This is a genomic window from Acinetobacter sp. ANC_7654 (assembly GCF_056779855.1).
In genome coordinates this window covers 181,183-199,369 of record NZ_JBWYIR010000002.1, presented here as the reverse complement: position 1 = coordinate 199,369, position 18,187 = coordinate 181,183, and the positions used below count along the sequence as shown (strand labels likewise).

Genomic DNA, 18,187 nt, shown 5'->3' with positions numbered 1-18,187 from the left:
TTTTATTTAAGAAACAATGTGATAAATATCACACTATTGTAATGCCGTAAATTTTTTTTGTTCAATATTTAAATTATTTTTCCACCAATATACAAGTGACATATTTGGTAGTATTTACTTTTTTTGAATTAAAATCAGATGATTATTTTGATCACTTAATCAGCATCGAAAAAATAGATCATGCGCATAATTTTTAATCATTATACAAACCTCATCCTTTAAACCATAATGCTTACATCGCAAAGACACTGATTCATATCAGATTTGCTTAATGAATTTTGTTCTACCCTCGGATGTTTCTCCCACATACAGAACATCCTTTTTCAGCCCAGCCATCCCAATCGGCTGGGTTTTTTTATCTTTTATATGACTTTTAACGTAAATAATGAAATAAACCGAGTCGATCTAAAATATCTAAAGTGATTTCCTTCCGTTGCTGAATTTTATCACCATTTTTCATTTCTAAATTTAATGCAAAGGCAGTGACTTGACCGCTGGCTTGTTCTACAAAACCCACATACCAGCCCACCTGAGGCTCAATATCCATTCCCCAACCACTTTTGGCATATAGCTTATTCGCACCACGTGATTCGACATACATCATGTCTCTTACATCTTGTTGTACATCTCTACGAAACGGCAATGACAACTGTGCCAATCTATAAACAAATTTAACTTGTTGATCAGGTGTAATCTCTAGAGGACCTTTTAACCAAAATTGATCTATCTCATCCCCGACTTTTGCATTTCCATACTGAATTCGACTTAATTCCTGTTGCATCAATGATGGTCCAATACGGTGTGCTAAGGCTTGATACACAGGTACAACAGATGCTTGTAAGGCTTCACCAAGCGTAAAATCACGTTGCCAACTATCAAATGAACGTTTATTTCCATCCCATTTAAACACTTCATACCGAGTTGATTTATGATTTTCTAATCCAATCAAAGCATTCACTATTTTAAAAGTAGATGCAGGGATAAAATTTTCTTTTGCTCTTGTTCGATCAGAACCATAGGTTTTAACGTGTTCGCCATCATAGGTGATAAATACACCTTGAATATTTTGCTGATTAAATAGGGTCTTTATATGATGCTGATTTTTTGATTCATAGCTATTCAGCATTGTATCTTCTTTCAAATCGTATGCTTTTATTCTCGGATTAATGTGGTCTAAGGTCTGACAGGCAGATAAAAAAACAGACGTAAAAACAAGTGCAACAATAAAGAATCCTTTCAATTCAATGTTCCAATTTGACCAATGCATTTAAATCAATTTTGACAGATTATTTCCAATTTTTTTGTCTATTTTTAACACTTTTTTTAAAAATAATATTTACATGTGCAATATGCTGGTGCATAATGCCCCACATTAGGGCGAGATAGAAATATACCTCAGCAGAATTTCTGTATTTCCCTCAAGTTTTGGCGAAAAAACCTAGTTTTCTATGAAAACTAGGTTTTTTTTTGCTCAGTATTGATAAAGAATACACCCAGTTATGCACTATAATGGTGCAAATAAATATAAGTAAAAAAAACCCAGCCTTGGGGAAAGCTGGGCATATAAGAGAAATAACCACTATAATATTTAGTAAATCTAAAAGGCAGAACTCAATTTATTTAAATATAAAAAAAAACTTAGTTAACGAGCATGTAATTATGTGAAAATTAACTTAAATTGCAAACATCGCAACCCTTTGAAATTCCGAATAGACCTAACACTTTACTACCAAGTAGGTGAAAAAAGTCACATTATTTATTTTCAAATGAGTTAAAATTAAACGAAAATCTTAAATTTCATGTAAATTAACATTTTCTTTATACGTTTTATCCGATTCTAATAATCTTTTTTTTGTATAATTTCGATGCAATTTTTTAAGCTTAATCGACGTTGAAAATCTCCTTATCACATTGTTATTTTTGAATAAAATGTTCAAAAATTCATGTTCTTAATCTTCTTGTATCAAGACATAACACACAAAATAAATTTAGACCAGCAGACTATTACCTTAAAGATCATTGACTTAATACATTGTTACAATACAATATTTACTGCATATTCATTCGACATTTATTTGGTAACTATTATGAAAAAAATTAGTTTAGCCACTGCTTTATTAGTAGCAATGACTGGGGCACACGCATATCAAGTTGAAGTACAAGGGGCTGCTGAATACTTTGATGACTCATTGAACAATGATAACTACACTGGTTCTGTACAAGGTACTTATTACTTCAAGAATGTTGACTCAACTAAAGGTCCTTTAGCTGAAGCGGCTTTCTTAAATCAGGCATCTAATGTATCTGTGGCTTATAACTTCGGTGAATATTCTGCTGATATTAAAGTACCTGCTTACAGTATTAATGAAGAAGTTAAAGCAGAACAACATAACTACGGTGCTAAAGCTGAAGCTTACATCCCAACTAAACTTATTCCTTTATATGCAAGCGCGTCATATAGCCACTCAAAAACTGATGCTAAAAATGATTTCACTGCAAACAACCCATTAAACCACCCACAAGTTGCTAAATTAGCAGATGGTAACGGCGATCGTTATGCTTTAGAACTTGGTGCAATGTTACTTCCAAACTTCTTAGTTGCTGTAGGTTATACAAGCGTTGCTGATCAATACTCTTTTGATGTCTTTAAAGCAATCAACAACGGCAGCGTATTCTCAGCACTTGAAACAGGTACTATTGCTGAAGATCAAGATGCGATCACAGCTCGTACTAAATATGTAGGCGGCATCACTGATACAAATATGTCTGTTGGCTTTGAAGCTGGTTTAGTATACGGTGAAGACACACTTTACCAATTAAAATCTGACCTTTACTTCAATCCACAGTTAAGCGCAGGCGTTTCTTATACTGAATCAAGCTTTAATGACACTCCAAGCTCAGCTATCGGTGCTAACGTAAACTACTTCATCACTCCAGCTGTAGCTGTTGGTGCAAGTTATGTAAATGCTAACGCTGAAAATGGTTCTAGCCGTGATACTGAAACTGTTGGCTTAAATGCTAAATTCCGTTTCTAATAAATTATTATATACAGAATCAAAAAAGGACGCATAATGCGTCCTTTTTTAATCATTCACTATTTACTCAGGGCTACGAATTACACTTAAGAAATGTAAATGTCTTTCGTATTGATCAATGACATCTTGAATTAAGTCTTCTTGTGTCCAGTCCATTACATCATAGGCCTGTCCACCCTCTCTTAAAAACACTTCCGCCTGATAATAATCCTGCTCAGTCACCATTGTATCTGGCATAAAGCTCGGTGGCGTTGTTCTTTGTGACATCACTTGATATACGAAATTCAACTCAGCATGATGATCTACCCTCAACTCTACACCTTCACCCAATCGATTTACACTAACCTTAAACTGTCTTCTCTTGAACTCTTTCTGCACTTGCTCTAATGCTTGAGATACTTGAGATTCAATAAATACATCAACCTCTTCCTTAGAATGAGGATAGTGCATAATCAATCCTAAGCGTTTTTGCCAACTCCGTGGTTGATGAATCGCTCGAGGTGTAATTCTCGCTTCTTGCAAAGCATTCATTTTAATTAAATCTACTTTTAAGGCTTTGAGTAATCCCCAACAAATAAAGAGCATAATGACGGAGAATGGCAATGCACTCATGATGGTTGCAGATTGTAAAGCACCGAGCCCACCGACCAATAATAATACAATTGCCAATACCGCCATAAGCACAGTCCAAAAGAGTCGTTGCCATGTCGGTGAACCTTCACCTTTGGCCGTCAAATAGTCTGTAACTAATGCACCTGAATCCGCTGAAGTGACAAAGAATAAAATAACCAGCGATGTTGCCACCACACTCATGATTGAAGCGAGTGGTAAGCTATTTAAAAATTCGAATAATGCAACGGAAGAATCCTTCTGTACTGCTAGCATCAGTGCTTCATTGCCTTCTTGCATAATACTGAAGAGCGCAGCATTCCCCATAAAGCCCATCCAAATGAGTGTAAATCCAGTAGGAATCAACATAACTCCAACGATAAACTCTCGAATAGTTCTTCCATGTGACACACGTGCGATAAACATCCCGACAAATGGTGACCATGAGATCCACCATGCCCAATACATAATCGTCCAACCACCAATCCAACCATTCGGTTGATAAGCATATAAATTAAATGTCATGGTAAAGAGATTAGAAATATACTGACCCATGTTCTGAATTGTGGTTTGCAAAAGATAAATGGTAGAACTCGCGAAGAATACAAAGAGCAATAAACTTATTGCCAATACCAAATTCAACTCAGACAACCGTTTAATTCCTTTTTCTAAACCTAGAAAAACGGACAATGATGCCAATGAACTGACGATAATGATCAGTATCACTTGAGTACTTGCTGATTGAGGAACATCAAATAAATAATTCAAGCCTGAATTAATTTGCGTTACACCAAAACCCAATGTTGTCGCCACACCAAATACTGTTCCAATCGTGGCAAATGTGTCTACAGCATCCCCCATTGGACCATGAATTTTTTTTCCAATGATCGGATAAAGCGCGGAACGTACTTTTAAAGGCAATTGATGTCGATAAGCAAAATAGGCCAAGGACAATCCAATCAATGCATAGATTCCCCATGCATGAAGTCCCCAGTGGAAGAAAGTCACTCGCATCGCTTGCTGCGCTGCCATAACCGTTTCTCCATCACCGACTGGCGGAGAGACATAATGCATTACAGGTTCTGCTACCCCAAAAAACATCAGGCCAATCCCCATACCTGCGGTAAAGAGCATGGCAAACCAAGAGCCATTACTGTAACTCGGTTGGCTATGATCTGGACCGAGCCTGATTTTGCCGTAGTCAGAAATTGCGATATAAGCCAGCACGATCAGAAATATGGCAACTGCTAAAACATAGAACCAACTAAAAGAATCCGTAATCCATTGGTTCAGTTGCTGAGTAACTAATTCAAAACCATTAGGAGATAACACCACAGTGGCCAAAAATACAAAAATGATGAGTACCGTGCTGATAAAAACACGTGGATTTACATTTGAATACCATGAAGGATGCTGAGAAGACATAATTCCCCTATATATTTATTTTTGGTGAAACGCTTCAAACTGGATAAAACGCTATATGAATTGAGATCATTTATCCTCAACCTCATATAAAGCCGGGTTAGTTTCATCAAAAACAGAATAGAAAATCGACTCAATATCGAGGGTTGGAGATTATTTTTTGATCTAAGTACTTATTATTCATGATTTTGCAGATGAATGCCGTTAGCAAGATGTAACGTTCTGTTTTAATCATCCTGATGCTTTGGCAAATGAGCAATGTATTGCAGTGCAACTAAGCGCGAAACAATCAAAGCCAGATACATGACACCACTAACATTTGAATCATGGCAATCAGTCTCGCCAGCGGACTCAAGGGCATAATATCTGAAAGACCTGTTGCCGACTGAATACTAAAACTGAGAAACAACAAATCTAACCAACTATGTTGAACAGATTGTTCAGGCGTTATGCTAAAACTCAGTGGGTCATATAGCTGGCAGATGCTATATAAAAATGCGAAGCTCCATGCAATTAAAGTAAAAACAGCTGCTGCCGCAAATAATTCATCTTTGGTCAAATAGCGGTCTTCGAACATATATCGAACCAAACCATAAGCCGCTGTCGTATACGCGATAACTTCAAATGCATGCGCTGTAATTTGAATATAGGCTTGATGATATCCAATCAGAATCAAGAAAGAAAAAATGAGAGCTCCTAATACCCCAAATAAACCTACAGCACTAAAAATTGGGGTCATTTTGATGACTTTAGCAATAATAAGAAGGACTAAAGCGCCGAGAATCCAAGTCATGGAGCGATAAGCCAAATCATGACTTGATATCACTGCGAGGAATAAAATCAGCAGCTGTAAAATCAGTAGACACGCGGATGGTAAACGTACGAGATCACGTATCACGCGGCATATTAAACTCATCTCAACTCCAACTATTTTTATTGTTTTGTTTGAATGAAAGCATAGCGGACAGTTGATGACTTGTATGTCATTTAAAATAGAAATTTGGTAAAAAAAAAAGCCCCTTAAAGGGGCTTTTTATCATGATCAGTATGGTTTAGTGGTCTGACGCACCAGAAATACCAATACCTGTTTGTGAACGTACAAACTGTGCATCAAATGCTTTACGTTCTGCTTGCGCTTGTGCAGAATTGTCTGTCACAGAGAACAACCAGCAGAAGAAGAATGCTAAAGGCATCGCAAATAATGCAGGACCGTTATATGGATTAATTGGTGTATCAGAAATACCAAGCGTATCTACCCAAACTGCTTTAGAAAGTACGATGAGTACAACCGCTAAAACTAATCCAACAACACCACCGGCAACTGCACCACGCGTTGTTAAACCTTTCCAGAACATTGAAAGTACAAGCACTGGGAAGTTTGCACATGCAGCAACAGAGAATGCTAAACCTACCATGAAGGCAACGTTTTGTTTCTCGAACAAGATACCCAAGATCATCGCAAAGATCGCAAGACCTAAAGTCGCGATTTTAGACATACGAAGTTCAGATTCAGGTGTAGTTTGTCCTTTTTTCAATACGTTCGCATATAAGTCATGTGAAATTGCTGAAGCACCTGACAACGTTAAACCTGCAACAACTGCTAGAATCGTGGCAAATGCAACCGCTGAAATGAAGCCCATGAACAAGTCACCGCCTAAAGCATCAGACAAGTGAACCGCAGCCATGTTATTACCACCAACAAGCTCTAGCTTGCCAGTTACTGCCATTTTCGCAATATCAAGGAATTGTGGGTTGTTCGATACATAGAGAATCGCACCGAAACCAATGATGAAAGTTAAAAGATAGAAGTAACCGATAAAGCCTGTTGCAACAACAACTGATTTACGTGCTTCTTTCGCATCTTTTACTGTGAAGAAACGCATGAGGATATGTGGTAAACCAGCTGTACCAAACATCAATGCTAAACCAAGAGAAATCGCATCAATTGGGTTTGATGCCAGACTACCTGGTCCCATGATTTTGGTTGCATCATCTAAGGTTAAATCATGTACTTTAGAGAAGACTTGAATCGATTGCTCGAACATATTGGTGAAGCTAAAGCCAACGCCTTTCATCACCATAAATGCCATGAAGGTAGCACCTGACAACAACATCACTGCCTTAATGATTTGCACCCATGTTGTCGCTAACATACCGCCAAACATAACGTATGCCATCATGAGCAGACCGACGATGACGACAGCAATGTTATAGTTCAAGCCAAACAGAAGCTTGATCAACTGACCAGCGCCGACCATTTGGGCAATCAAGTAGAATGCAACAACAACAAGAGAGCTTAACGCTGCCAGTGTGCGTACAGGTTTTTCTTGTAAACGGAATGATACAACGTCAGATAAATTGTATTTACCCAAGTTACGCAAACGCTCTGCTATCAAGAAAAGTACGATAGGCCAACCTACCATGAAACCAAGTGAATAGAGTAAGCCATCGAAACCTGACAGGAAAACCATCGCAGAAATACCAAGGAACGATGCTGCGGACATATAGTCACCAGCAATGGCTAAACCATTTTGGAAACCAGAAATTCCACCGCCTGCGGTATAGAAATCTTTGGTGTTAGTGGTTTGTTTAGCTGCCCATTTGGTAATCCCCAGCGTTGCACCGACGAAAATCAAGAACATGATAATCGCAGGCCAATTTGTTGCTTGTTGTTCTGCTGCACCTAAATCAGGACCTGCGAATGCCAATCCAGATAACATTGCAGTCCCTGCAAATGTGAGTAAAGAATTCCATTTCATCTTAGTGTAGTCCCTTCTCGTGAGTGATGGCTTCAACTTCGCGCATAGCTTCTTCGTTTAATTGATCGAGCTTATTGTTGGCAATGTACGAATACACACCACATAACAAGAAAGACAGCACGATGATGCCTAATCCTAGAGGGATACCCCAAGTGGTTACACCACCTGAAAGCGATGACAATAAAAACTCTTTGTTATAGCCAACTAAAAGCATAAAACCAACGTAGACAAACAGCATAATGCCTGTCAATGTCCAGCTCAGTGTGCTTTTCTTTTTGACCATTTCTTTGAATTTGGGATTCTGTAGAATTTGCTCTACTTGTCTCTCATCCATAAACAAGACTCCATATGAGACCCAAACGTAGGTCATTTTTTTTATTTAAATTATTCCGATTTTTAAATTAGCAAGATTTTGCATTGGTTGTAATTTAGACTTTGGTCGCTAAATTTTGATCAATTTGAACGTGACAGTTCATGGATGCGTTATCATTACACGAGATTCTCAAGTGTAAGTCCTATGAACAGTTGGTTGATTATTGGGGTACTCGCCCTCTACATCCTCATCCTTTTTATTTGCGCCTTTTTTGGTGAAAAACATGCCAGTCGGCTCAGCCCACGTGGACGCATGTTATTGTTTAGTTTGACCTTAGGCGTATACTGTTCGTCTTGGACATTCTACGGCGCAACGGGTGCTGCTGTTCGTGAAGGGATCATTTTCCTTCCAATCTACTTAGGCCCACTTCTGTTTGTCTGGTTTGGTTATGATATTTGGCGTCGCTTAGGTCGGGTACGTCAGCACCATGCTATTTCCTCAATTGCTGACTTTGTGGCAGCACGTTATGGCAAAAGCGGACCTCTCGCCTCACTCGTCACCATTTTAGCCGTGATCGCCATCATTCCTTATCTTGCCTTACAACTGAGAGCCATTGCACTCAGTGCATCCGTGATGTTGCAACAAGATTCAGAAGTGATGAATCTGACCACCAATGGTGTTCTTGCACTTACAGGGGTTCTCGCAATTTTGGCTATGATGTTTGGTACACGTCAGATTGCCAACACCGAACAGCATGGTGGTTTAATGCTGGCAGTCGCTTTTGAATCCTTTGTTAAATTATTTGCACTCCTCTGTGTCGCTTTTTTCTTTTTATTTGAACGCCCCGAAAACCTCATTCAAGTTTCCGCAGACGTATCCAAAACCTTCCATGAAATTCAACTGATGGGCGTGCCAGATACCTTTTGGATTCAAACACTTTTAGCAGCATTAGCGATTATATGTTTGCCACGCCAGTTTCATGTTGCTGTAGTTGAATTACGTGATGAAAAACATATTCGTGGTGCGCGCAGATGGTTTGCCGCTTACATCATTTTAACCGTTGTCGCGATTATTCCGATTGCAAGTTGGGCACTTCATGCTGCACCAGAATACATGGCAGTCCCTGATGTTGCCGTGCTGTCACTGCCTTTGAGCTATAACCAAGAATGGCTGACGCTCTTAGCATTCCTTGGAGGATTTTCGGCTTCAACTGGTATGCTTTTAGTCTCTTCAGTCGCACTCTCAATCATGCTCAGTAACGACTTGATTATGCCTGCGCTATGGCGCTTGGGTTGGATTTCTCGTCATGACAAGCGTTTACCTCGAATGCTGAAATTCACACGTCGCGTATGTATTTTGGCGGTCATGCTACTTGGATTCTTATTCTTCCATTTCTTTAATGACATTGATCAGCTGTCAGTATTTGGTCTTTTGGCATTTAGTGCAGTTGCACAGTTTGCACCTGCACTTATTGGGGGGTTGTACTGGCGTGGTGGAAGTAAGCAAGGGGTCTATGCAGGTCTCATCGTTGGTTTTGTGATGTGGAGTTACACACTGCTCTTACCAACAATTTTAAGAAGTTTACCAGATGAATATTATCAATTTACTTATTCGTTTCTGATGTTTGGCCCTCTGGGATTTGACTTATTAAAGCCTGAAGCATTACTTGGTTTTGAATCATTTGCGCCATTAACACATGGTGTAATTTGGTCACTTGGCTTAAATATCGTGCTCTACATCTGGATCTCACGAATTTATCGTCCAAGTATTGCTGAGCAAATACAGGCAGAAAGTTTCTTCTATTACGAAACTAAACCCCTACAAACGCAACAAACCTCAAATGAAGTTAATTATTTACATCATGATGTCGCACGATTAAAAGTGGGTGACCTGATCACGCTTGCCAAACGGATTACGGGTGAAGGTCCGACCATGCATGCGTTTAATCAATTCTGCTTATCCAATAATGTGATATTAAACGAAAACAGCAGTGCCAATGGGATGTGGTGGCGTTTCACTGAACAATATCTTGCTGGCACAATTGGAGCTGCATCGGCACGTACCCTACTCACTACAGCCATGGTTAACAATGGATTAGCACTTGGACAGGTCGCTAATATTCTAGACCAAGCATCACAATGGCAACGCTTTAACCAAAATCTAATTATGACCATGATCGACCACATGACCCAAGGGGTAAGTGTTGTCGATGAAAACATGTGTTTAGTCGCATGGAATAATCAATATCTCGTTTTATTCGATTATCCAAAAGATTTGGTATATGTGGGCTGCCCGATTGCAGACTTGATCCGATATAACGCAGAGCGCGGTGAATGTGGACCTGGTTCCGTTGAAGAGCACGTACGTAAACGTATTCATTGGATGAAAGTAGGTAGCGCTCATGAGTTTGAACGTATTCGTAAAGATGGTCGTGTTATCCAAATGCGAGGAAATCCAATCGAAGGCGGTGGCTTCGTGACGACATTTGCTGATATTACGGCATTCCGAGAAACTGAAGCACTACTTGAAGGACGCGTTCAAGATCGCACTCAACAACTTGCCAATGCCTTGGCAGAACAACAATTGGCACGTGAACAAGCTGACAAAGCCAATATGTCAAAAAGTCGATTCATTGCTGCAGCAAGTCATGATTTACTTCAACCTATGCACGCTGCACGGTTATTCAGTACGGCATTAGAACAAAGCATTCAAAATGAAGAAGATGCTAAAACGCTACAGCAACTCGATCGTGCCTTACATGGTGCAGAGAGTATGCTTTCTGCATTATTAGACATTGCACGTTTAGAAGGTGGAACAATACAACCTAAACGACAAGCCTATCCATTACATGACCTATTGAGTGACTTAGAACTACAATTTAAATCAATTGCAGCACAACGAGCGATCTCCTTCCGAGTGCATGACGTGAAATTCTGGATTGATACAGATCCTCAATGGATTCGCCGTATTATTCAAAACTTTGTCAGTAATGCCCTAAGATACACAGCAAAAGGTCGTGTAATTGTTGGGGTGTTACGTTCAGCAGAAAGAGCAAACCATATTCGTATTGGTGTTTGGGATACTGGTCCAGGGATTGCTGAACAACAACGTATTAAACTCTTCCAAGAGTTTGAACGTTGTGGACATACCTCGCCATGGGGTGAACAAGGTTTAGGTCTTGGACTCGCCATCGTTCAGAGAATGACCAGCATGTTGGGTTATCCTGTGCATGTGTATTCCGAGTTGGGTAAGGGTTCATGTTTTATGATTGAAGTCCCACTCATCGATGCACCAAAGGTTGTGACCGCACCAGTTCAAGCCACACCATTAAAATCTGCAGCGTATAAAATTTTATGTTTAGACAATGATGAAACTATTTTAGAAGGCATGGCAACTTTGCTTACTAAATGGGGTTATCAAGTGTTTAAAGCCACAGAACCTGAACAAGCGCTTGAGATTATTCAACAAGAGAACATTCAAGTTTGGTTGGTCGATCAACACCTGAATTCAAATAAAATAGGATTAGATTTTATTGTAGAACATCGTCAAGAAAATGTGCCTGTGGCATTGATTACAGCTGATTCAGATCCTGAGCTTCCGCAAAGACTCAAAGAGCTGAATATTGTCCTATTGAAAAAACCTCTCAAACCTGCCTCTCTACGTTCATGGTTATCAGGTTTAAAAATTTCAAAATAAGATTCGAAATAGTCACATTTTGATACATTCTTCACCCAGTTTTTCCACGAAAAGCTGGGTGATTTTTATACATATTCACACCGTACTTTACAATGATTGGCAGATCTCAGCTTTAGAGGTGGCAAAAGAGAACAAAATAAAGCTAAAAAGAGCATTTGCAATTGACCAAAAAAATCAAAGTCCGATTTTCTATGGCAAAACACATCAAAAGTTGAAATATCATTTAAAACAAATAGTTACAAGTTTACTAACATCATGTTTTTAGATGACAAATTTACTCATCAAATAAAAATTAATACTTTAGTCTTATTCTTATTGCAATCAACATAATTCTAAATCTAGCCATCAGCACATCTTCGTTCGATTAAAGAAATCAAAGTGCCTCAAATTTTCTCGAGAATAAAAGTATCAAATGGAGTCTTGCAATGAACATTTCAGAAGCTATGCCACATGGTTTAGATCGTAATCACGAATTTCATCGCCAATATGGTGCCAATGCAATTTTGCCTGAAATCAAGTGGCAAGAAATTTTTCCATCTACATCCTTAAAAAATGTACATGTACGTGCCTTGGAACAGATTTACCAAACTGCAGTACCTTTGGCTTTACAGGTTTTTGAACAATTAAAATTTGATGTATTTACACCAGCAGCTTATCACCCTCAAGGCTTAGGTTTATTTGATAAATTGGCACAACAAGAAAATCAACTTATTCAACGTTTAGCATCAGAATGCCGAGATTTAGATGAACATACGCGTCATCAAGTGTGGAGTATGTTGTTGCGTGGTGGTGCCGTTTTGGTCTTTAAAGCTTGGCTTGGTAAAGTGAAAACTGGTGAAAATACGCTTGATACCACGCAGTTTGATGAAATTTCAGATTTACTCTTTATCAAAACACCGCCGCTTGCACTCGCAGAACAATTAGGCATCGATGCATATGCAGATTTCGATCATATTTTTCTCATGTATGGCAATGAGGTGTTTTTAGATCGTTTTAATGGACTTGAAACGGCTGCACTCTTTGTTGATCTGAAAGTTTATGATGCCGCTTTTTTAAGTCTTAGAGATGATCGCGTTGCAGAATATTTAAAACGCAAGGGCTATGTAACACAAGATCAAATTGATGAACTTCAATGTGCACTCAATCCTCTATATTGTAATGAGTTGACACCTAAACAGGACTGTTTAGCCTAAAGTAGATACGCATCGAAAAAAAGACCTTTGATTAGGTCTTTTTTTTCAAATCTAAGAATCATTTAAACACGTTTTTCTTCGATGTTTAATGCATTAATCGCTAATACAGCCTGAGTACGATTTTGAACGCCTAATTTACGGAAAATCGCGGTCACATGCGCTTTAATCGTTGCTTCAGAAACATCAAGTTCGTATGCGATCTGTTTATTCAACAAACCTTCCGCAACCATCATTAACACTCGGAATTGTTGTGGTGTTAGAGATTGAATACGTTCTGCTAAAGCTGTTTCATCTGCAGCACGTGGATCAAAGTTTAAATTCGCAGGCAGGTTTGGTGGTAACCACATATCCCCTTCTAATACCTGACGAATCGCTTCACCAATGTGACTTGGATGCGCTGATTTTGGAATATAGCCCATTGCACCATGTGCAATCGAGCGTTGAATAATTGAAACTTCTTCATGCGCCGATACGACAATAATTGGTAACGATGGATACTGTGCACGCACATGCACCAACGCTGAGAAGCCTGATGCACCTGGAAGATTCAAATCTAAAAGCACTAAATCTGGTTCAGGACCTTTTTCTAAACGTTCATAAAATTCATTAACAGCAGCTGTTTCATGGATTTGGGCTTGCGGTAAGCTGTAACGAACTGCTTGAATTAAAGCATGACGAAACAGTGGATGATCATCAACGATTAAAATATTCATAAGCGAGGCGAGAGATCTCAAACACAATCAATATACTAACTGTGCTATAGCTGTTAAGGATATATAAATATTAACGAATTTTTGCAGAAAATGTCGGGCTAAATCTTACAAACGCGATTTTTTTATGTAATTTTGAAAATTCGATAAGCACATCACTTTTAAATATAAAATTTATTCAAATATTGAAATAGCTTATTCATAATCATAAATATACGTTTATTCAGTTATTTATCACTTATTTATATCTCAAAAAGATTAAATTATCGCTATATACGCAAAAATGATATTTATTCTTATTTTGCTTATTTTACAGAATAAGCATAAATCCACATAAATAGTGCATCCGAGATTAATTTTAAATTTTTAGGTTTGTACTATGTCTACTGCTCAACAAAAACCATTAAATATCGTTGCTGTCTCTGGCGGTCTAAATAATCCTTCAAAAACTGAAGCGCTTGTTCAAGCGATTTTGGATGAGTTAGGTGAAGCAACACCAATTCATGTGCATTTTATTAAATTTAGCGAAATCGGTCATTTATTAGGTGGTGCCATTTATCGCAATCAGCTGCCGCAACGTGTTCAAGATGATCTTGCTGCTGTTGAAGCCGCGGATGCATTGATTGTGGGAACGCCCGTATATCGCGCATCTTTCACAGGTTTATTTAAACATTTCTTTGACTTTGTAGAACAAACTGCGCTGGTTGATGTGCCTGTATTACTAGCTGCATCAGGGGGCAGTGATCGCCATGCCTTAGTACTTGAGCATCAATTGCGTCCTTTATTTAGCTTCTTCCAAGCACAGACTTTGCCAATTGGCGTTTATGCAACTGATCGTGATTTTACGCCTGAATACACCATTCACAGTGAACTATTACGTGCGCGCATTACCTTAGCCATTGCTCGTGCTTTACCAATTTTAGAGTGGGCACCAGCCAAAGGTAAACGTGCTGAGGTTGTGAAAGATAAAACCCAACAAGCCAATCAAAACTTGGGCATTAACAAACAAATTGAACAAGAAGAAGTATTACCTTCAGCAGCAGTACCAAGTTTAGATGCAGCAGAGTCACGCTTGCATCACAAGAATAATGCTGCCCCAAAAATTGAAGTGGCATAAATATAATTGAATCAATGAGGGTATAAGCCATGTCTAATGCAGAAAAACAAGCGATTAAATTTGCCTATTGGGTTCCAAATGTCAGTGGTGGTCTTGTCGTCAGTAATGTTGAACAACGAACAGACTGGAGCTACGACTACAATGTTCGACTCGCGCAAGCTGCTGAAAAAAGTGGATTTGAATATGCTTTGACACAGATTCGATTCACGGCAGGATACGGTGCGGAGAATCAGCATGAATCTGTAAGCTTTAGTCATGGCTTATTGGCAAAAACTGAAAAGTTACGTGTAATCGCAGCAATTTTACCAGGCCCTTGGAAACCCGCGCTGGCGGCTAAACAGCTCGCGACAATTGATCATTTAACCAATGGTCGTATCGCTATTAATGTTGTGAGCGGATGGTTCCGTGGTGAATTTGATGCCATCGGTGAAGAATGGCCTGAACACGATCAACGATATGCACGTTCAGAGGAGTTTATTCGTAGCTTAAAAGGTATTTGGACGCAGGATAACTTTAGTTTTGATGGAAAATATTATCAATTTAAAGACTACACCTTGAAGCCAAAACCTGTTCAAAGCCCACATATTGAAATTTTCCAAGGGGGTAGCTCGCGTGCCGCACGTGATATGGCATCTCGTGTTTCTGATTGGTATTTCACCAATGGAAACACGCCTGCTGAAATTAAAAAGCAGATTGATGACATCCGTGAAAAAGCCAAGCTGAATCACCATCAAGTCAAAATTGGGGTGAATGCCTTTATCATTGCTCGTGATACTGAAGAGGAAGCAAAAGCTGTACTTCAAGAAATCATTGACAATGCAAATGTAGAAGCAGTCAATGCTTTTGGTGATGCAACTCGTGAAGCAGGTGCCGCAACTCAAGAAGGTGAAGGTAACTGGGCAAAATCAACATTTGAAGATCTTGTCCAATACAACGACGGGTTCAGAACAAATCTCATCGGTACACCGCAACAAATTGCTGAACGTATCGTTGAATTAAAATCAGTTGGTGTGGATCTGATCTTATCTGGCTTCTTACATTTTATAGAGGAAGTTGAATATTTTGGTGAAAAAGTACTGCCTTTAGTTCGAAAACTCGAAGCTGAACAGCAACAACACATTACCGCTAAATCAGCTTAATTTGTCTTCGATTATTCAACAACGATCTGAATGAAATCAGCGCTTTGTTCAATCTTGTTTTGACCCTGATAACTATAATAATAGCGTCATGCAGTAGCAACTTAACCCCCAAGGCTCGGCTTGGGGGGCTTTTTATTGGATAGTTCATATAATCTGATCAGCAACAGTACATCGAAAATTGAATAAATCGTACATTGTTCCGCTGTTACACGGTTATAATCACCTCAAAAATGAAGACAGCACAGCCTTATGGGTTCAATTCAATCAATAGAACATTCAAATAATTCCTCTAGTATTTCAGCAAATAAAATGGCGGTTCATATTATTTTCGCTATTGCATTAGCGCATGGATTACATGATCTGATCCAGTCTTGCTTACCAGCCATTTATCCCATGCTGAAACTCAATTTTGACTTGAGCTTTACCCAAATCGGGATTATTTCTTTGGTCTATCAAATGACTGCATCTATTCTGCAACCTTGGGTTGGACTCTACACTGATAAGCATCCTAAGCCCTACCTCCTCCCTTTGGGTATGTGCGTTACACTGCTAGGTATCGTTTTGCTGGCATTTGCATGGACTTTTCCAATCTTACTGATTTCAGCAGCACTCATCGGTGTGGGCTCATCTGCCTTTCACCCAGAAGCCTCACGAGTAGCGAGAACAGCATCAGGTGGTCGCTTCGGAACTGCTCAATCCGCTTTTCAAGTGGGTGGTAATAGCGGCTCTGCCGTTGGGCCACTGTTGGCCGCAGCAATCATTGTACCGAACGGCCAAGCCTCAGTTGCTTGGCTCATGATATTTGCCATTTTCGCTATTTATCTGCTTTACAGAATAAGTCGATGGACCATTCAATATGGTGTTCAAGCTGCTTCAGCAGTAAAAGCCAAGCAATCAACACCGTTGAAAGGTTCTAAACTTGTACAGGGAATTGTGATTATCTGTGCGTTAATGTTTGCAAAATTCACGTACATTGCAAGTATTGGAAATTACTATACCTTCTATTTGATCGAAAAGTTTCAGGTCAGTATTCAACAAGCTCAGCTTTATTTATTTGCTTTTTTAGCCGCAGTAGCAATCGGTACTTTTGCTGGTGGCCCTATCGGTGACAAAATAGGTCGTAAAGCTGTCATTTGGATTTCCTTTATTGGCATGGCACCCTTTGCATTACTCATGCCACATGTGAATTTGATGTGGACGTGTATCTTTGCGATTCTTGCTGGATTGATTATGTCTTCCGCATTTTCAGCAATGGTTGTATATGCACAAGAAGCGATGCCAGGTCGTGTCGGCATGGTCTCTGGTTTGATGTTTGGTTTGATGTTTGGGATCAGCGGTATCGCGGCAGCAGCTTTGGGCTATGTAGCAGATCATCAAGGTATTCGTTGGGTATTTCACTTTAGCTCATACTTACCACTACTGGGTGTATTGACCTTCTTTTTACCTAGAACCAATTGATCTGCGTAAGATGATCATCTCTACGATCTCAGGTAGGATTAAAAGCAATTAAGATTTATTTTTAGGCAAAGGTTTATTATGTATACAGGTATCGTGCAAGGGTTAGAAAAAGTATTAGATATACAGCATAAAGAGGGATATCGGACTTTTGTTATTTCTAATGCGCTCAATCTTTTTCATGATGTATTTATCGGCGCCAGTGTTGCGATTAATGGTGTTTGCTTAACCGCTACACAAATTGATTTGATCGCTGGTCAAGTGCATTTTGATGTTTCAAATCTAACACTTGAATTAACCACTTTAGGTCAACTCAACGTCGGTGATGAGGTCAACATTGAACGCTCCGCTAAAGTAGGTGCTGAGAATGGTGGGCATAATTTATATGGTCATATTGAAGGCACTGCAACCGTAAAGCATTTAACCAAAAATGGTGAAACGTTTCATATCGACCTTGAAATTCCAAATGGCAATATCAAATATTTCTTCTTAAAGGGCTTTATCGGTTTAAATGGCTGCAGTTTGACAGTCAATCGAGTTGATCGTGCAAACAATCAAATCTCAATCGATCTTATTCCAGAAACTTTACGCCTAACCACATGGAAATATGTTCAAGTCGGCGATCAAGTCAATTACGAAATTGATCAGATGACACGTACGCTTGTCGATACTTTAGAAAATATTCATCAAAAATAAATAAAAGCCTCTACGATAGAGGCTTTTTTCATAATCAATTGGA

12 protein-coding genes and 1 pseudogene are annotated in these 18,187 nt (G+C 39.1%); 7 read left to right on the top strand and 6 right to left on the bottom strand.

Going from position 1 to position 18,187, the window contains the following annotated elements; genetic code table 11:
• Positions 1–373 precede the first annotated feature (373 nt).
• Complete coding sequence (blaOXA, locus tag AC1M86_RS03105) at positions 374–1,240, bottom strand: class D beta-lactamase (protein ID WP_481607316.1); 867 nt, start codon at positions 1,238–1,240, stop codon at positions 374–376.
• A gap of 847 nt (positions 1,241–2,087) precedes the next feature.
• Between blaOXA and omp33-36 the strand changes: the two genes are divergently transcribed.
• On the top strand, positions 2,088–3,035 hold the full coding sequence (gene omp33-36 / locus AC1M86_RS03100; protein WP_481607218.1) for a porin Omp33-36: 948 nt from the start codon (positions 2,088–2,090) through the stop codon (positions 3,033–3,035).
• Between the two features lie 63 nt (positions 3,036–3,098).
• Here omp33-36 and AC1M86_RS03095 read toward each other — a convergent pair whose 3' ends face one another.
• From AC1M86_RS03095 to AC1M86_RS03080, 4 genes and pseudogenes are all read right to left on the bottom strand, one after another.
• Positions 3,099–5,069: a BCCT family transporter gene (locus AC1M86_RS03095; protein ID WP_481607217.1), complete on the bottom strand. Its 1,971-nt coding sequence runs from the start codon at positions 5,067–5,069 to the stop codon at positions 3,099–3,101.
• A gap of 224 nt (positions 5,070–5,293) precedes the next feature.
• A pseudogene (locus AC1M86_RS03090) lies at positions 5,294–5,982 on the bottom strand (ion channel).
• A gap of 136 nt (positions 5,983–6,118) precedes the next feature.
• Positions 6,119–7,825, bottom strand: coding sequence for a cation acetate symporter (locus AC1M86_RS03085; protein ID WP_180028478.1), 1,707 nt, complete (start codon positions 7,823–7,825; stop codon positions 6,119–6,121).
• A 1-nt stretch (position 7,826) separates the two neighbouring features.
• Positions 7,827–8,159, bottom strand: coding sequence for a DUF485 domain-containing protein (locus AC1M86_RS03080; RefSeq protein WP_035265779.1), 333 nt, complete (start codon positions 8,157–8,159; stop codon positions 7,827–7,829).
• Positions 8,160–8,342: 183 nt separating this feature from the next.
• Here AC1M86_RS03080 and AC1M86_RS03075 point away from each other — a divergent pair, with 183 nt between their 5' ends.
• Positions 8,343–11,834 (top strand): hybrid sensor histidine kinase/response regulator, encoded by a 3,492-nt coding sequence (locus tag AC1M86_RS03075; RefSeq protein ID WP_481586858.1) that lies wholly within the window; start codon positions 8,343–8,345, stop codon positions 11,832–11,834.
• Positions 11,835–12,259: 425 nt separating this feature from the next.
• Positions 12,260–13,027, top strand: coding sequence for a hypothetical protein (locus AC1M86_RS03070; RefSeq protein WP_035265786.1), 768 nt, complete (start codon positions 12,260–12,262; stop codon positions 13,025–13,027).
• Between the two features lie 62 nt (positions 13,028–13,089).
• Here the strand turns inward: AC1M86_RS03070 and AC1M86_RS03065 are convergent, their stop codons facing one another.
• Positions 13,090–13,740 carry a response regulator gene (locus tag AC1M86_RS03065; protein ID WP_035265788.1) on the bottom strand — a complete coding sequence of 217 codons (651 nt, stop codon included), beginning with the start codon at positions 13,738–13,740 and terminating at the stop codon, positions 13,090–13,092.
• Positions 13,741–14,116: 376 nt separating this feature from the next.
• Here AC1M86_RS03065 and msuE point away from each other — a divergent pair, with 376 nt between their 5' ends.
• The 4 genes from msuE to AC1M86_RS03045 all read left to right on the top strand — a co-directional run bounded on the left by msuE (position 14,117) and on the right by AC1M86_RS03045 (position 18,144).
• A complete protein-coding gene (gene msuE, locus AC1M86_RS03060) occupies positions 14,117–14,854 on the top strand; it encodes an FMN reductase (RefSeq protein WP_481594495.1) in 738 nt (245 codons plus the stop codon).
• A gap of 29 nt (positions 14,855–14,883) precedes the next feature.
• On the top strand, positions 14,884–15,993 hold the full coding sequence (gene sfnG / locus AC1M86_RS03055) for a dimethylsulfone monooxygenase SfnG (RefSeq protein ID WP_035265790.1): 1,110 nt from the start codon (positions 14,884–14,886) through the stop codon (positions 15,991–15,993).
• Between the two features lie 309 nt (positions 15,994–16,302).
• Positions 16,303–17,451: an MFS transporter gene (locus AC1M86_RS03050; RefSeq protein ID WP_306669939.1), complete on the top strand. Its 1,149-nt coding sequence runs from the start codon at positions 16,303–16,305 to the stop codon at positions 17,449–17,451.
• A 78-nt stretch (positions 17,452–17,529) separates the two neighbouring features.
• Positions 17,530–18,144 carry a riboflavin synthase subunit alpha gene (locus tag AC1M86_RS03045; protein WP_092766502.1) on the top strand — a complete coding sequence of 205 codons (615 nt, stop codon included), beginning with the start codon at positions 17,530–17,532 and terminating at the stop codon, positions 18,142–18,144.
• Positions 18,145–18,187: the final 43 nt, after the last annotated feature.